Origin of the sequence: Spirillospora sp. CA-142024, assembly GCF_050942325.1 — a bacterium.
GTDB lineage: Bacteria > Actinomycetota > Actinomycetes > Streptosporangiales > Streptosporangiaceae > Spirillospora.
In genome coordinates, this window is sequence record NZ_CP192077.1 from 3,783,083 (window position 1) to 3,797,482 (window position 14,400).

At 73.2% G+C, this 14,400-nt stretch carries 16 protein-coding genes; 3 read left to right on the forward strand and 13 right to left on the reverse strand.

Translation table 11 applies throughout. From position 1 onward, the window contains the following. The first annotated feature begins 133 nt into the window (after window positions 1-133). Window positions 134-922 (forward strand): ABC transporter ATP-binding protein, encoded by a 789-nt coding sequence (locus ACQPZP_RS18295; protein WP_433478816.1) that lies wholly within the window; start codon window positions 134-136, stop codon window positions 920-922. Window positions 923-928: 6 nt separating this feature from the next. Here the strand turns inward: ACQPZP_RS18295 and ACQPZP_RS18300 are convergent, their stop codons facing one another. The 9 genes from ACQPZP_RS18300 to ACQPZP_RS18340 all read right to left on the reverse strand — a co-directional run bounded on the left by ACQPZP_RS18300 (window position 929) and on the right by ACQPZP_RS18340 (window position 9,407). After that, on the reverse strand, window positions 929-2,278 hold the full coding sequence (locus tag ACQPZP_RS18300; protein WP_433478817.1) for an AAA domain-containing protein: 1,350 nt from the start codon (window positions 2,276-2,278) through the stop codon (window positions 929-931). After that, on the reverse strand, window positions 2,275-3,747 hold the full coding sequence (locus tag ACQPZP_RS18305) for a hypothetical protein (RefSeq protein WP_433478818.1): 1,473 nt from the start codon (window positions 3,745-3,747) through the stop codon (window positions 2,275-2,277). Before ACQPZP_RS18305 ends, ACQPZP_RS18300 begins: the two co-directional genes overlap by 4 nt. 7 nt (window positions 3,748-3,754) lie before the next feature. Next, window positions 3,755-4,849, reverse strand: coding sequence for a hypothetical protein (locus ACQPZP_RS18310; protein WP_433478819.1), 1,095 nt, complete (start codon window positions 4,847-4,849; stop codon window positions 3,755-3,757). Continuing rightward, the gene (locus tag ACQPZP_RS18315; RefSeq protein WP_433478820.1) at window positions 4,846-5,673 is read right to left on the reverse strand and encodes a hypothetical protein; all 828 of its coding nucleotides are present in this window, start codon (window positions 5,671-5,673) and stop codon (window positions 4,846-4,848) included. Before ACQPZP_RS18315 ends, ACQPZP_RS18310 begins: the two co-directional genes overlap by 4 nt. Before the next feature lie 67 nt (window positions 5,674-5,740). Beyond that, window positions 5,741-6,343, reverse strand: coding sequence for a class I SAM-dependent methyltransferase (locus ACQPZP_RS18320; protein WP_433478821.1), 603 nt, complete (start codon window positions 6,341-6,343; stop codon window positions 5,741-5,743). 13 nt (window positions 6,344-6,356) lie between these two features. Continuing rightward, window positions 6,357-6,746, reverse strand: coding sequence for a VOC family protein (locus ACQPZP_RS18325; RefSeq protein WP_433478822.1), 390 nt, complete (start codon window positions 6,744-6,746; stop codon window positions 6,357-6,359). 53 nt (window positions 6,747-6,799) lie between these two features. Beyond that, a complete protein-coding gene (locus tag ACQPZP_RS18330) occupies window positions 6,800-7,666 on the reverse strand; it encodes an NAD(P)-dependent oxidoreductase (protein WP_433478823.1) in 867 nt (288 codons plus the stop codon). A 136-nt stretch (window positions 7,667-7,802) separates the two neighbouring features. Beyond that, on the reverse strand, window positions 7,803-8,900 hold the full coding sequence (locus ACQPZP_RS18335; RefSeq protein ID WP_433478824.1) for a phosphotransferase enzyme family protein: 1,098 nt from the start codon (window positions 8,898-8,900) through the stop codon (window positions 7,803-7,805). A 105-nt stretch (window positions 8,901-9,005) separates the two neighbouring features. Further along, a complete protein-coding gene (locus ACQPZP_RS18340; RefSeq protein WP_433478825.1) occupies window positions 9,006-9,407 on the reverse strand; it encodes a nitroreductase family deazaflavin-dependent oxidoreductase in 402 nt (133 codons plus the stop codon). A gap of 111 nt (window positions 9,408-9,518) precedes the next feature. Between ACQPZP_RS18340 and paaI the strand changes: the two genes are divergently transcribed. Continuing rightward, window positions 9,519-9,956 carry a hydroxyphenylacetyl-CoA thioesterase PaaI gene (gene paaI / locus ACQPZP_RS18345; protein ID WP_433478826.1) on the forward strand — a complete coding sequence of 146 codons (438 nt, stop codon included), beginning with the start codon at window positions 9,519-9,521 and terminating at the stop codon, window positions 9,954-9,956. A gap of 9 nt (window positions 9,957-9,965) precedes the next feature. Here the strand turns inward: paaI and ACQPZP_RS18350 are convergent, their stop codons facing one another. Next, entirely contained in the window at window positions 9,966-10,832 is an 867-nt protein-coding gene (locus tag ACQPZP_RS18350; protein WP_433469995.1) for a helix-turn-helix domain-containing protein, read from the reverse strand. A 581-nt stretch (window positions 10,833-11,413) separates the two neighbouring features. Between ACQPZP_RS18350 and ACQPZP_RS18355 the strand changes: the two genes are divergently transcribed. Further along, window positions 11,414-11,722 carry a hypothetical protein gene (locus ACQPZP_RS18355; protein WP_433478827.1) on the forward strand — a complete coding sequence of 103 codons (309 nt, stop codon included), beginning with the start codon at window positions 11,414-11,416 and terminating at the stop codon, window positions 11,720-11,722. A gap of 62 nt (window positions 11,723-11,784) precedes the next feature. Here the strand turns inward: ACQPZP_RS18355 and ACQPZP_RS18360 are convergent, their stop codons facing one another. From ACQPZP_RS18360 to ACQPZP_RS18370, 3 genes are read right to left on the reverse strand one after another with little or no spacing between them, the layout of a single operon-like run. Then, on the reverse strand, window positions 11,785-12,564 hold the full coding sequence (locus ACQPZP_RS18360) for an ABC transporter permease (protein WP_433478828.1): 780 nt from the start codon (window positions 12,562-12,564) through the stop codon (window positions 11,785-11,787). After that, complete coding sequence (locus ACQPZP_RS18365) at window positions 12,564-13,340, reverse strand: ABC transporter permease subunit (RefSeq protein ID WP_433478829.1); 777 nt, start codon at window positions 13,338-13,340, stop codon at window positions 12,564-12,566. The genes ACQPZP_RS18360 and ACQPZP_RS18365 overlap by 1 nt, the downstream gene beginning before the upstream one ends. After that, on the reverse strand, window positions 13,337-14,266 hold the full coding sequence (locus ACQPZP_RS18370) for an ABC transporter ATP-binding protein (RefSeq protein ID WP_433478830.1): 930 nt from the start codon (window positions 14,264-14,266) through the stop codon (window positions 13,337-13,339). Before ACQPZP_RS18370 ends, ACQPZP_RS18365 begins: the two co-directional genes overlap by 4 nt. Window positions 14,267-14,400: the final 134 nt, after the last annotated feature.

The following is a 14,400-nucleotide window of genomic DNA, read 5'->3' on the forward strand; positions in this document are numbered from 1 at the left end:
CGCTCGTACCAGGCGGGGCACTCGGGTACGTTGAAGATCGTTACTGCCGTGTCCGTTCCGGCGATCCCGGTCCTCGGCGTTTCCGCGCGCCGCCCATCCCCGCGCGCCCCCATACCGATGAACGGGAGGTTCCGTGTCCGAGGTCGTGCTGAACGCCGACAAGATGGATCTGGTCCGGGAGCGGCGGCCGCTGCTCGACCGCGTCACGATGACGGTGCTGCGCGGTGAGCACTGGGCGCTGATCGGGCCGAACGGCGCGGGCAAGAGCACGCTGCTCGGCATTCTCGGCGCCTACACGCATCCGACGCGCGGCACGGCGGAGATCCTCGGGCGCCGGCTCGGCCGCGTCGACGTCCAGGAGCTGCGCAGGCTGATCGGCCAGGTGAACCCGCGGCATCCGCTGGAGTCGGCGCGGACCGTCCGGGAGATCGTCCTGACGGGTGTGACGGGCACGATCGAGCTCGTGCCGCGCTGGACGCCGTCGGGCGACGATCTGCGCCGCGCGGACGAGCTGATCGAGCTGATGGGGCTGACGCCCCGGACGGACGCCCGCTGGCCGAACCTGTCGCAGGGGGAGCGGGGACGGACGCTGATCGCGCGGGCGCTGATGCCGGATCCGCCGCTGCTGCTGCTCGACGAGCCCGCCACCGGCCTGGACGTCGCGGCCCGCGAGCGGCTGCTGGCGAGCATCGACCAGCTGCGCGCCGACCGTCCCGACCTGACGACGGTGCTCGTCACGCACCATCTGGAGGAGCTGCCCGTCAGCACCAGCCACGCGCTGCTGCTGCGCGAGGGCCAGGTGCTCGCCTCCGGACCGGCGGACGACGTCCTGACGACGGAGCTGGTCAGCGCGTGCTTCGACCATCCGATCACGATCAACCGGCACAACGGCCGCTGGGCCGCGACCGCCGGACGTGGCTGACCGGCGCTAGCCGGCCGCGACGCGGTGCGCGGCCAGGTGGGCGAGGACCGACTGGTTCGCCTCCCACCCGTCGGGGAACTTCACCGGCACGCCGAGGTGCACCGGTTCGGCGGACGGGTGCGCGTCCAGCAGTTCGGGGATGCCCGCCCGCGCGACGACGACGCAGGAGTGCCGGTGCCGTGACGTCAGGACGCACAGCCGCCCCGACTCCAGGTGGAACGCGGTCGCGTCGCGGCGTCCCGACAGCGGGTGCAGGACGACCGTCACGTCGTACTCGCGGCCCTGGAGCCGGTTCGCGGTGTCGACGGTGATGCCCTCCCCGTGCGGGCCGAGCGCGGCGCGGATCGCGGTCACCTGGTCGCGGTGGGCGGCGCCGATCGCGACGCGGCCCGCGTCCACGGGGTTCGACCCGAGTTCGGAGTGCGCGACGGGGCCGCGCTGCAGCAGCCGGACGGCGAGCGCCGCCGTGGCGCGGACGGCCTCGGCGTCGGTGCGCATCGTGTGCCGGGCGGGCAACTCGTAGAGGGCCCAGCCGGTGGCCGCCGCCTCTTCGAGCGCGTGGTCGTAGGTGGTGCCCATGCCGCGCGCCCCGAACTCCAGCCGCCGGTCGCCGGGGCCCGTGCCGGCGCGGAACCCGGTGAACGGGTAGAACGCCTGCGACACGACGGGCGCGGCCGACGCGGGCAGCCGCCACGACACCGGCAGCCGGTGGACGGGCAGGTCCGGGTTGTGCGCGAGCAGGACGGACACGGCGCTGCGCATCGGGTCCCAGGTCAGGCCGGCCCAGCGCTCCACCTCCACGGTGGAGAACGGGTCGAGCTGGCCGGGGTCGCCGACGAACAGCGCCCGCTCGAACCGCCCGGCGAGGCGCAGCAGCATGTCGGAGCGCATCTGGTACGCCTCGTCCACGATCGCCCAGGGCCACGACCCGTCCTGGAGCGTCGCCCATTTGGCGGCGGTCGCGATGACCACGGTGTGCTCGGCGAGGTCGTCGGCCTTCTGCGCCACCCGCACCGACGGATACGCCAGGACCCGCTCGGACGGGACGTACCCCGACGCCGACAACCGGCCCAGCGAGATCCCGGGATGCTTCCCGGCGATCCGCTCGACGAGGTCGTCGACCTGCTCGTTGGTCTGCGCGACGATCATCAGCCGCTCGCCGGCCTCGGCCAGGTGCGCGGCCGCCCGCACCACGAGCGTGGACTTCCCGGCCCCGGGCGGGGAGTCGACCACCACACCGCGGTGGTCGCCGGCGAGGCCGGCCAGAACGTCCTCCACGACCCGCGCCGCCGCGGCGGCGGGGTCGAGATCGTCCGAAGCCACCGACACCAGGTGGCGGCTCGCGTTCTCGGTCACGACCATTCCTCTTCGGCGTCCTCGTCGGTCGGCACGTACTCGCCGGGCGGACCGCCGTGCGTCCACGGCGTGTCCTCCCGGTCGGGGAACTTCGCCGCGCCGAACGAGCCCTCCGTCAGCGAGGTGAACGTCACCCGGTCGCCGGCCTCCGGGAGGACGCCCGGCTCCGGGGTGAGCTTGCGGCCCATCCCGCCGGTCAGTTCCAGCAGCACGGCGCCGTCGGCGATCTCCACGATCCTCCCCTTCAGCGCGGGCCTGGCCGCGCTGCACACGGTCGTGCCGGCGTCGAGCCGCACCGGGTCCCGCGTGCCGACCCACAGCAGGGGACGGAGCTTCGGCCGCTTGCCGGTCTCGTCCAGCCGGTCCGGGTCGCACTCGGTGACCGTCCCTCCGAACGCCTGGCCCGCGAGCCGGTGCTCGGCCATCACCAGCGGGTCGTCGAACGCCCGCTGCGCGTCGTAGGCGTCCTGGGCGCGTTCGAGATCGTGCAGGCGCCGCGCGGCGCGGACGGGCGGGTCGCGGCGCGCCTGCGGGTACGCCTCGCCGAACGTCTGGTGGTAGTAGGTGAAGGCGTCCCGGTCGCGTTCCCAGCGGCGCGGGACGCTCGCCCCCTCCGGCAGCGCGCGGAGCAGCTCGACGGCCCGCCACATCAGGTCCCACGTGGGGGTGAGCTGACCGGCGAGCGCGGCGTGCAGCCGCTCCTCCGCGCGGGATCCGCCGCCCGACCGGTCGTAGGCGGCGATGGCCGGCGCGAGGACCTCGTTGTCGAAGGTGGGATCGGTCGTCGGGCCGGCGGGCGGGCAGACCACGGGGTCCTCGGCGCGTGCCGCGGCGGCCGGGCCGTCCAGGCCGTCCGGCGGGTCGATCCAGCCCATCAGCGCCGCGAGGTTGCCGTCCTCCAGCGAACTCTGCCCGGTCGCCCAGTGCAGCCGCAGCAGCTCGGTCGTCGCGCCCAGCAGCGACGAACCGGGATGGTCGTGCCGGTCGGCGAACCACGTCAGCCAGCGGCCGAGCACCGGCACCGCCGGATCCACCGCGTACGGGCCCTCGGTGCTGCGGAACCGCGTCGACCGGCCCATCAGCCGCAGGAACGCGACACCGCCCCGGTTCGGCACGAGCAGCTGCGGCGCGTCGCCGTACCGGATCCGCTCCTCGCCCTCCTTGCCGGGCGGCAGCTCCTCGACCGCGCCCCGGCTCGTCTCGATGTGGTTCAGGACGAGCTTGGCCAGGGTCGCCGCGAACGCGAACCGCAGGTCGCGGTTGCGCGGCTGCGGTACGACCAGCAGCGCCGGGTCGTCCGGCGCGCTGCCGACCATCACGGCCAGCGGCGCCGCGGCCTCCCCGGAGAGCTTCAGCGGGACGAGCACCAGCGGCGCGTCGGAGACGTGGCAGTGCCGCACGGTCGCGAGGGGCTGCGCGATCCCGGCGGCCACCGCCTGCAACCGCGCGAGCGAGGACAGCGCGCTCATGGACGGATCACGCGACCCCGTGCAGTGCCTCGTCGCGCAGCCGGGCCGCGGCGCGCAGCTGCTCGGCCGTCTCGGCCAGGTCGTCGGACGGGTGCAGCGACCCGTCCGCCAGCGCGAGCGCCGTGCCGATCGTGTCGACACCGCCGAGGTCGTCGCGGACGGACCGGCCCAGCGCGCCCGTCGCGCCGCACGCGCGCGCCTCGTCCCGGCAGAACAGCGCCATCTCGCAGCCCGACATGCACTCGGGCGCGTACCGGGCCTCGACCGCCCGGACGGACGCGGCCAGCTCCTCCCCGGCCTCGAACGTCAGGTCGCCGGGCAGCTCCACCAGGATGTCGTCGATGCGGGTGAGGCGCGCGAGCTGCCGTTCGAGGACGGCGAGCTGCGGCCGGACGTCCAGCGGCGTCGCCGTCGGACGGTTGGAGAAGTTCTCCGGGCACACGAGGAAGACGTCGTGCGACACGCGCGCGGGGTCGTGCCCGAGCTCGGCCACGAGCCGCCGCAAGGCCAGCACGTACACCGCCGACTGGCGGGCCGCCGCGGCGACCTGCTCGGGCTCGGCCTGCCCGTCCACGACGGCGAACGACTTGATCTCGATGACGTGCAGCCGGCCCGCGAGCTGGAACGCGATCACGTCCGGCTCCAGGTAGGCGGGATGCCCGGCGATCTCCAGCCGCAGCAGCGGATGGTCGAAAAGGGTGCCCTCGCCGGTCTCCAGCGCCCGCGCGACCAGCCGCCGGGTGCGCGAATGCCGCAGCTCGCGGCCCTCGTTGCCCGCGACCACCTCGAGGTCGTCGTAGGCGACCTCGGGGACGGCGAGACCGAGCCCTTCGCGCAGCAGCGTCAGCAGCTCCGCGCACCCGTCCGCCTTCACCTGCGCCTCGAACGCGTTCCCGCGCGTGATCGCGAACTGCGACTGGCCGAACGGCGCGGGGAAGCCCAGCTGCCGCGCCACCGCGTCCTTGTCGACGCCCGCCGCGTCCATCACCCCGCGGCGCGCGCACCCCGGGTTGGAGGTCAGCGCGGCGATCGTGCGGGCGTCGTGGTTGCGCGGGGGCGTGCCGCCGCGCAGCCGGTCCAGGTCCGGCGCGGTCTCGGTCATCGGTCCATCTCTCCGTTGCTGGCGGGGCGTCGGCCGGAATCCCGCAGGGCCCGCAGCCGGCTGCCGAACAGCCGTTCCGCGTCGTCGAGCCGGTCCCGGGCGCGTGTCGCGGCGGACTCGCGCCGCCGCCGGTCCGGATCCCGGTGCACGTCCAGCTCGGCCCGTGCGGCCTCGGCGAGCACGGCCGGATCGACTGTACCGACCGTACCGGTGACCGCACCGGGAATGTTGGACGCGAAACGCCACAGGAGCCGCTGCACATCGGGCGACGGCCTCCCGCGCCCGGCATGCTCGGCGAGGCGGGCCGCCGACGTGAGGAAGTCGGTGCGCGGGCTCAGCGGCCCGACGATCCGCTGCTCCAGCGGCCAGGTGCTCACCGTGAGCAGCCCGCGCGCGGGGGCGAGCAGGTCGGCCGTCAGCGCGGCGCACAGGTAGTACGGGCGCGCGTAGGGGGCGGTGCGGAAGGAGCGCTCCTCGTCGCGCCGCAGGCTCGTCAGCCGGCTTCCCGGGATCTCGCCGGGGAAGAACGCCGCGTACACCGACCCGATCAGCTTGGGCGCGGCCGGTGCGCCGAGCAGGGTGAGGGCCTGGTGGACCTGTTCGCGCACGGGCAGCAGACCGCGCTCGCCGTCCTCGCGGGGCGCGGGCGCGGGCTCGCCGAGGACGGCGTCGTCCCATGCCTTCTCGGTCTTGCGCAGCTCGGTGCGCAGGTGGCGGGCCTCCCGCCGGTCGCCGGTCGACATGGCCCGCCGCACGGCGGCGCGCAGCTCGCTGATGCGCGTCTCCAGCTCGTCGGGGGACGGCATGCCGGGGGACCGGGACATGGCGCAGACAGTACAGGTACTTCCGGACAGTTCCAGTGTTTTCCAGTTTTGCGGCACCTGGACGGGATCAGCGCGGCTTCCGCCACACGATCGAATAGCGCCACAGCAGATGCCGCCGGAACACGGCGCCGGGCAGCAGCCGCAGCGCCTCGTCCCGCACCTCTCCCCAGGTCATGTCGGGATCGACGACCGGGGCGCCGGGCTCGCCCGCACGCCGCCGGTTCCTGAATCGGTGGACGTAGTGCGCCGGGAGACCCAACGCCGAGAACGTCCACTCCCGCGGTCCCCGGTTGTTCGCGAGGCTGATCACCACCAGGTTCCCGCCCGGACGGACGGCGTCGCGCATCGCCGCCATGCCCTTGGTGAAGTCCATGTGGTGGATGGCGGCGACGCTGCAGACGAAGTCGTAGTGGTCGTCGGGCAGGTCGTACTCCAGCAGCCCGGCCTCGACGAAGTCGACGTTGCCGATGCCCTCGCTCAGGCTCTTCGCCTTCGCGACCATCTCCGGCGACCGGTCGAGCCCGGTGACGTGCGCGGCGCGCGGCGCGAGACGGCGGGTGAGCAGGCCGTCCCCGCTGCCGACGTCCAGCGCCTCGCCGCACCCGCGCGGCACGTTGCGCAGCACCACATCGTGGTAGTGCGTGTTGTGGTTCCAATAGTCGTCGGTCATCGTCACCGCCGGGTCAGGAGCGCGGGTCGCGGCGCAGCGGATGCCGCTCCGGGACCTCCACGATAACGATCTTGACGCCGTCGGGGTCCTCGATCCACATCTCGACCAGGCCCCACGGTTCCTCGCGCGGCTCCCGGGTGACGCGCGCCCCGGCCGCCGAGAGCCGTTCGTGCTCCGCCCGTACGTCCCGCACCTGCAGCCAGATCATCGGGGACGAACCCGTCTCGCCCGCACCGTGACCCGACACCTCCAGGAAGCCGGGGCCGAGGAAGAACACCACGCCTGGAGAGTCGGCCGGGCCGAACTCCCGGTACACCGCGAGGCCCAGCACGTCACGGTAGAAGCGCTGGGTGTGCGCCGGGTCGCCCGGGCGGAGAATGATGCGGCTGCTGAGCACGTCCATGGTCACCATCCTCGCCCGGGCGCGGCCCGGTGCACGCCCCCGGCACGCGGGCGTCAGCCGCCGAAGCTCGCGCGGTAGGTGGCGGCCATGTCCTCGTCGCCGTGTCCCTGTTCCATCACGCGCCGGAACCGCTCGCCCGCCGCGTCGTTCACGTCGACCCGGATGCCCGCCGCCTCGGCGGACTCGTGGATCAGCCGGGTGTTCTTCTCGGCGTTGCGGACGGCGAAGCTCGGCTCGAAGTCCCGGGCGAGCATCGCCTTCATCTTGATCTGCAGGTACGGGCTGTCGAGCGGGCCGCCGGTGAGGACCTCGCCGAGCCGGGCCGGGTCGAGCCCGAGCCCCTCCGCCAGCGCGACCGACTCGGCGACGACCGAGGTCAGCGAGATGGCGTAGCTCACCGCGGCGAGCTTGAGCCGGGTGCCCGCGCCGCTCGCGCCGTCCTCGTCCAGCCAGATCGTCCGGCTCCCGACCGCGCCGAAGACCGGCTCCAGGATCTTCCGCGCGTCCTGCGGGCCGGCGGCGAGGACCATCAGCCTGCCCTGCTCGGCGGGTTGCCTGGTGCCCTGGACAGGGGAGTCGACGAACGTGAGGCCGTGCTCGGCGGCGAACCCGGCCAGCGCCGGGACGTCCGCGACGCCGACCGTGCCCATCTGCGCCCACACCTGCCCGGCGCGCACGGCGGACGAGGCGTCGGCCATCACCGAGAGGGCCGTCTCAGCATCGTTCGTCATCGTGATGACGACCTCGGCGTCCCCGACGGCGTCGGCGGGGGAGTCCGCGACGGCGGCGCCGTCCACGGCGACCGGCTCCGCGCGGGACCGGGTGCGGTTCCAGACCGCGACCCGATGGCCGTTCTTGAGCAGGTTCCGGGCCATCGCGGCGCCCATGATCCCGGTGCCGAGCACTGCGACCTGAGTCATCTCTTCCGCTCCTTTTGGACTGTTCGATACAGAATGGTGCGGGACAAGCGTGGCACAGTGCGCGCGCTCGCGCATCCCGGGGTGTCCCTACCCGTCGCGGAGCACGGATCGCGCTGCGGCGGCGGCCGATCGGCGGTCAGCCGTAGGCGGGGCTGTCGCCCGGCGCGTCCGCGTACACGGCGGTGTACGGCGTCGCGAAGGCGTCGAGGGTGCGCTCGAGCTGCGCCGACCACCAGTTCACGAGCGAGGCCGGGCCGCGCCCGCCGGTGCCGTCCTCGCCGAGGTACCGGTGCCGCAGCGGCGCGACGTCGCAGAGCCGCTCCCACCATTCGCGGTGCACCGCGGACTGGATCTGCCCGGCGTCCAGGGGGAAGGCCGAACGGTGCCCGCGCACGAACGCCTGGACCCGGTCGAGGTCCAGGCCGCGCTCGTCCTCGCAGGCGAACAGCCGCGCCGCCGCGCGCACGACCTCGCCGGCGACCGGGCCGGTCGTCAGGCCGTCCCAGCCGAGGACGGCGGTGACGTTGCCCGATCCGCCGTAGCGCAGATGCCCGGCGTGGAACGAGCCGTGCAGGTGCCCGACCGTGCTCACCTCGATGTCGGGCGGCTGGTGCCCGGCGAACTCGGTGAGCAGGTCGCGGCGTTCACGCAGGCGGCGCCCCGTCAGCGCGTCGAAGTCGGTGCCGTCCTCGTCTCCGGGGACGTCCTCCAGCATCTCCTCGACGGCGACGGCCGCGTCGGCCGCGCGCGGCGTCGGCACGAGCATGCTCTGCTGGACGGGCGGAGTCAGCTCGTCGAGCGCGGCGTGCAGGCGGCCGAGCAGCCCGCCGAGGGCCTCGCACTGGACGAACGTCAGCTCCAGCCCGCCGCGCCCGCGCCCGCCGACCCACGGGTACAGGACGTATCCGCGGCCGGCGGCGGTGACCAGTGTCCGGCCGCCGCGCGCCGGGACCGGTGCGAGCACCGGCAGGCCGGCCGCGTCGAGCGCCGCCGTGACGCCGTGCCGGAACAGCACCTGCCGCCGGTCGGGACTGGTGTACTCCCTGAGAAAGAACGCGCCGCCGCCGGCGTCGACGCGCCAGCACCGGCGGCCCGGCGCGGCGTCCAGCGGGGCCGCCGTGTCCGGAGCGCCGATCTCCCAGCGCCGCAGCAGCCGTGGCGGCAGCGGCTCGGCATCGGCCTCAAGTGCGGCGTCAGCCCTGTGTTCGATGTCGGCACTGCGTGACGTCGGCACCTCGGCACCTCGGCTGCGTCGGACGTACGGCGGTCGAATGGATGTTCTACGCCGACGCTACACGTCCCGGCCGCACGGCGAAAGCGGACCGCGCGGTCCCGCGCCTCAGGCGCGTTCGAGGACGACGACGGGGATGTCGCGGCTCGTCTTCTTCTGGTACTCGTCGTAGTCGGGCCACGTGGCTGCCATCTTCCGCCAGAGCGGGGGCTTCTCCTCGGGAGTCGCGGTACGGGCCCGCGCGGTGAACTTGTCGCCCATCACCTGCACCGTCACCTCGGGGTTCGCCTGGAGGTTCAGGTACCAGAGCGGGGGATCGTCCGCGCCGCCCTTGGACGCCACCACAAGGTAGGAGTCGCCCTCCGGCTGGTAGATGAGCGGCGTCGTGTGCTCCTTGCCGCTACGCCGGCCGGTCGTGGTGAGCAAGAGGGTGACGGTGCCCTGCCAGGCGTGTCCCTCCGCGCCGTCCGTCTCCTGGTAGCGCTCGACGTGCTTCTTCCCGTACAGCATCGATACTCCTTCGTCTGCGTGCGGCCCTGGGGCTCGCTCGTGTAACCCCGCGACCCGAGTCGACCTTCCCGGCGATGCGCTTCCCGATTCCGCGATCATTACCCTGGGCTGGTGGACGACTCGGCAGAGGTGGCGCGGCGGTGCGCCGAGACGATGTACGCGCAGGACAAGGTGGCGCAGGACCTCGCCATGCAGATCACCGAGATCGCGCCGGGGCGTGCGCGGCTGCGGATGACGGTCGCCGACACCATGGTGAACGGGCATGGGATCGCCCACGGCGGCTACCTGTTCCTGCTCGCCGACTCCGCGTTCGCCTACGCGTGCAACAGCCACGACGCCGTGACGGTCGCGGCGTCCGCCGAGGTGGTGTTCGTGGCGAGCGCGCGCGGAGGGGACGTCCTGGAAGCGACCGCGGTCGAACGCGTCCGTTACGGCCGGAGCGGGATCTACGACGTGACGGTGCGCCGCGTTCCGGAGGGCGAGGTCATCGCGGAATTCCGCGGCGGCAGCCGCAGCCGGGACGAGCGTGTCCTCGGCGGCGGGGCCTGAGCGCGCGGATCAGAGGTCGTTCAGGACGCTCGTGAGGTAGTGCGCGGTGTCGTCGGGGCGCTCGGCCGTGATGCACAGGTTGTTCATGGCGCGCATGTAGGTGTCGACGTCGGTCGGCTTGTCGAGGTAGAGCGCGCTGGTGAGCTGCTCCAGGTAGACGACGTCGGACAGGCCGGGCTCGGCGAAGCGCAGGATGGTGAACGGCCCGCCTGCCGCGGCGTGCCCGCCCGCTCCGAACGGCACGATCTGCAGCGTCACGTTGGGCAGCTCCGACACCTCGATCAGGTGCTCGATCTGCTGTCGCATCACTCCGCGGCCGCCGAGCGGGCGGCGCACGACGGCCTCGTCCAGGACGGCCCACAGCGTCGGCGCCTCCGGGGAGGTGAAGCGCTCCTGCCGGGTGGTGCGGATCTGGACCCGGCGCTCGACCTCCTCGTCGGAGGCGTCGGAGTAACCGAGCCGGACGACGGCGCGCGCATAGTCCTCGGTCTGCAGCAGCCCGGGGACGAACTGCAGTTCGTAGGTGCGCAGGAGGGAGGCGGCCTCTTCCAGGCCGAGATAGACCTCGAACCAGCTCGGCAGGATGTCGCCGTAGCGGTGCCACCAGCCGGGGGTGTTGGCCTCCTTGGCCAGCTCCAGCAGCGGGGCGCGCTCCGCGGGGTCGGCCACGCCGTAGAGGGTGAGGAGGTCGGAGACGTCGCGTTCCTTGAAGCCGACCCTGCCCAGCTCCATCCGGCTGATCTTGGAGTGGGAGCCGCGGATCTCGTATCCCGCCTGCTCGGTGGAGATGCCGCGGGCCTCGCGCAGCCGCCGCAGTTGCGCGCCGAGGAGAATGCGCAGGACGGTCGGGCCGCCCCGGCGCGGATAATCGATCAGCCGTCCGGCCGGATCACCTTCGGACGGAGGTGTTGGGGCAGCTGAATCCTGGACCAAGGGGTCACCAGCCAGTCGACGGGTCTGCTCGGGGGCGGAACGGCACCGCACTATGTTAGAGGATGCGAGCGCGTTTTTGGGGAGCATGAATGGTGCTTCGCATCGCAGCAGCCCAATGGGCGCCTGACATGGGGCGGATGGCGGACACGTCCCGTGTGACCAGTGCGGTCGGTGGTGGTCCGGATGCGGACAGTGGCCCCGCCGTTACAACGGAGTTGGCCGGCCGGTCATTTTTCTGGCGTTCAGGTCATGATCGGTGCACGAATTGTCGTCCGTTCTCCGGTATTGCGACAGCCAATCCTGACAAGCCATTCCGCAGGTCGTCGTATGACGCGTGAATGTCGCCAGTGCCGCATTCTGGTGAACATTGCGGGGCGCGGGGCCGGGCGGCCGGCCGCCGAGTGATGAAGCTCTCGTCCGGTACGGGCGTGGTTTCGGCCGTCTGCGGCGTTGACCCACCAGAGGCGGTGACAACCGCCTCGCAGGCATTCAGATGATCACAACCTCGCATCTAGGGGACATACATGAACGCGACCCGTGAGCGACCGGAGATCCGGTTCCTGACCTCGGGCGATGTCTCGGCGCACGAGCGCGCGGCGGCCGAGCGCGCCGTCCGCGACGCGCTGGCGGGCGCCCGCGGCGTCACGTCCGTCCAGGTCACGTTGAGCGTCGTCGCCGACCGGTCGCTGCCGCGTCCGGCCCTGGCCCAGGCCGTCGTCGAGCTGGACGGCCGGCGCGTGCGCGCCCAGGCCGCCGCCCCGCACATCGACCAGGCCGTCGACATGCTCCGCGAGCGCCTCGCGATCCGGGCGACCTCCCTGCAGGCCCGCTGAGTCAGACCGGAACGAACGGCGGCGCCCCGCGCGGGTCGCCGCCGCCCGTGTTCCCGGGAGCCTCACGCGTCGCGCCGGACGAGGACGGATGCGGCGAGACCGAGCGGGACGATCGCGTAGGCCAGCATGACGGCCGCCGCCGCGCCGGGGGACAGCAGATCCCCGTAGATGGAGTTGTCCGCGCCGAGCCCGGCCATCTGGGTGGCCAACCCGCCGGGCAGGACCGACCCGATGCGCTCGTTCCACGGGTGCGGCAGGTGGTAGACGAGCAGCGGCAGCACATGCCACAGGAAGACCACCGACACGATCGATCCGGCGGCGGAGCGCAGCAGCACACCGAAGGACAGGCCTAGCAGGGCGAACACCGGCACGGTCGCGCCCGCCATGACGAAACTCGGCAGTTCGTGCGCGATGGACCCCTGCTGGTCCGGGAACGGCCGGTCCCCGATGACCAGCCGGGTCCCGAGGAACGAGCCGACTGTCACCGCCTGGCCGGCCACCAGCGCGACCGTCCCGATCACGGCCGCCTTGGCCGCGAGCAGCCTCCCCCGCCTCGGGAACGCGGCGAAGGTGGTGCGGATCATGCCCGTCCGGTACTCGGAGGTGATGAACAGCACGCCGAGGACGGCCATGCACAGCGACGCCACCCACCCGCCGAGCTCCTGCAGCGGACGCAGCAGGAGGTCGGCGCGGCGTTCGGCGGACAGACCGTCCCAGATGTGCGCCATCTGGACGGCCAGGAGCAGGACGATCCCGGTGAACGCCGCCGTCACCGACAGCACCACGTAGGTCGAGCGGACCGATCGGAGTTTGCGCCACTCGGCGGCGACCGCGTCGACCATCAGGCGTCCCGCCGCGCGAACGAGACCGCGCCGACCGCAAGCACCACGGCCACGTAGCCCACCAGGAGCGCGACCGCGAGAGCCGGCGACAGGACGCCGTGGTCGGTGGACGATCCCGGCGCCCCCGCGATCTGGTTGGACAGGTTGCCGGGCATCGCCGACCAGATCCGGTCGTCCCAGGGGGCCGGCAGCAACTGCGCGAGGCCGGGCAGCACGATCAGCACCGCCATGCCGACCGTGATCGTCCCGGCCGTGGACCGCAGCACGGCGCCCAGCCCGAACGTGACGAGCGTGATCGCCGCCGTCGTCAGGCCCAGCCACAGGAGGTGGGCGGCGACGTCGGCCGCGGCCCCCTGGAACGCGGGCACCGGACGCTCGCCCACGATCGCCTTGCCCGCCGCGGAGCCGACCGCCAGGGACACCAGGGCCGCGGCGAGCATCGTGGCCGCAGTCACGGTCGCCTTGGCGGTGAACAGCGTGAGCCGGCGCGGCATCGCTGCGAGGCTCGTCCGGTTCATCCCGCACGAGTACTCGGACGTCAGCGTCAACGCCCCCAGCACCACCGCGCACACCGGCAGTGACACGGCGAGCGGCTGCTCCGCCGGGGCCGCCTTCGCCGTCGCCCTGCGCGCGGCCGACAGGCCGTCCCAGTATCCGGCCACATACCAGGACCACAGGACGCACAGCAGCATGAACGCCGCGACCGTCCCGATGATGGTCATGGTCGAGCGGACGGTGCGGATCTTGTACCACTCCGAGGCGAACGCGTCGATCACGATGCGACCGCCCCGAACTCGGCGCTGTCCGCGGTCAGCTCCATGTACGCCTCCTCAAGCGAGGCGCTGTGGGGCGTCACCTCATAGAGCGGGATTCCGTTCGCGGCGGCCATGTCGCCGATGACGGCGACGTCCAGCCCGGTCACCGTGAGGGTGCCGCCGTGCGCGGGCTCGGCGGCACCGCCCCCGGCGGGCTCGACGGTGCCGCCCGCGGTGCTGAGCACACCCGTCAGTTCGACCGGGCGCGGGGTGCGGACCAGGACCCCGCGGCGGAAGCGGTCCGCCAGTTCCCGCACGGACGTGTCCGCGATCAGCCGCCCCCGCCCGATGATGACCAGCCGGTCGGCGGTCAGCTCCATCTCGCTCATCAGATGGCTGGAGATGAGCACGGTGCGGCCCTCGGCGGCCAGCGCCCGCATCAGCTCGCGGATCCAGCGGACGCCGTCCGGGTCGAGGCCGTTCACCGGCTCGTCGAACATCAGCACGCCCGGGTCCCCCAGCAGTGCCGCCGCGATCCCGAGCCGCTGCCGCATCCCGAGCGAGAACCCGGCGACCCGCTTGCGCGCGACCCCGGCCAGGCCCACCTGCTCCAGGACCTGCGTCACCCGCCGCGTCCCGATCCCGTTGCTGCGCGCCAGCCAGCCGAGATGGTCGAACGCCCGGCGCCCGCCGTGCACGGCGCCCGCGTCCAGCAGCGCCCCCACCTCCCGCATCGGCCGCCGCAGCGCGGTGTACGGGCCTCCGTTCACCAGCGCCGCACCGGACGTCGCCCGGTCGAGCCCCAGCAGGACGCGCATCGTCGTCGACTTGCCGGCCCCGTTCGGGCCGAGGAACCCCGTCACCGTCCCCGGCCTCACGGTGAAGGACAACCCGTCCACCGCGGTGGTCCCGCCGTAGCGCTTGGTCAGTTCACGTACTTCGATCATGTGCTCAACGGTCGCGGGCGGGCCGTCCGGGCACATCGGAACGCGGGTGGGAACGTGGGGTGCGACCGTGCTCCGAGATCGCCGGCCCGCCTCCGCCCCCGGTCTGACGCCCGCCGGTACGAGGCGCCGCCCGG

Bases quoted from the DNA above. Each gene is read 5' to 3' on its own strand.
- ACQPZP_RS18320 (WP_433478821.1), bottom strand. From the start codon at position 6,343: ATGACCGACGACTATTGGAACCACAACACGCACTACCACGATGTGGTG.
- ACQPZP_RS18325 (WP_433478822.1), bottom strand. From the start codon at position 6,746: ATGGACGTGCTCAGCAGCCGCATCATTCTCCGCCCGGGCGACCCGGCG.
- ACQPZP_RS18360 (WP_433478828.1), bottom strand. From the start codon at position 12,564: ATGGTCGACGCGGTCGCCGCCGAGTGGCGCAAACTCCGATCGGTCCGC.
- ACQPZP_RS18340 (WP_433478825.1), bottom strand. From the start codon at position 9,407: ATGCTGTACGGGAAGAAGCACGTCGAGCGCTACCAGGAGACGGACGGC.
- ACQPZP_RS18315 (WP_433478820.1), bottom strand. From the start codon at position 5,673: ATGTCCCGGTCCCCCGGCATGCCGTCCCCCGACGAGCTGGAGACGCGC.
- ACQPZP_RS18305 (WP_433478818.1), bottom strand. From the start codon at position 3,747: ATGAGCGCGCTGTCCTCGCTCGCGCGGTTGCAGGCGGTGGCCGCCGGG.
- ACQPZP_RS18370 (WP_433478830.1), bottom strand. From the start codon at position 14,266: ATGATCGAAGTACGTGAACTGACCAAGCGCTACGGCGGGACCACCGCG.
- ACQPZP_RS18330 (WP_433478823.1), bottom strand. From the start codon at position 7,666: ATGACTCAGGTCGCAGTGCTCGGCACCGGGATCATGGGCGCCGCGATG.
- ACQPZP_RS18355 (WP_433478827.1), top strand. From the start codon at position 11,414: ATGAACGCGACCCGTGAGCGACCGGAGATCCGGTTCCTGACCTCGGGC.
- ACQPZP_RS18310 (WP_433478819.1), bottom strand. From the start codon at position 4,849: ATGACCGAGACCGCGCCGGACCTGGACCGGCTGCGCGGCGGCACGCCC.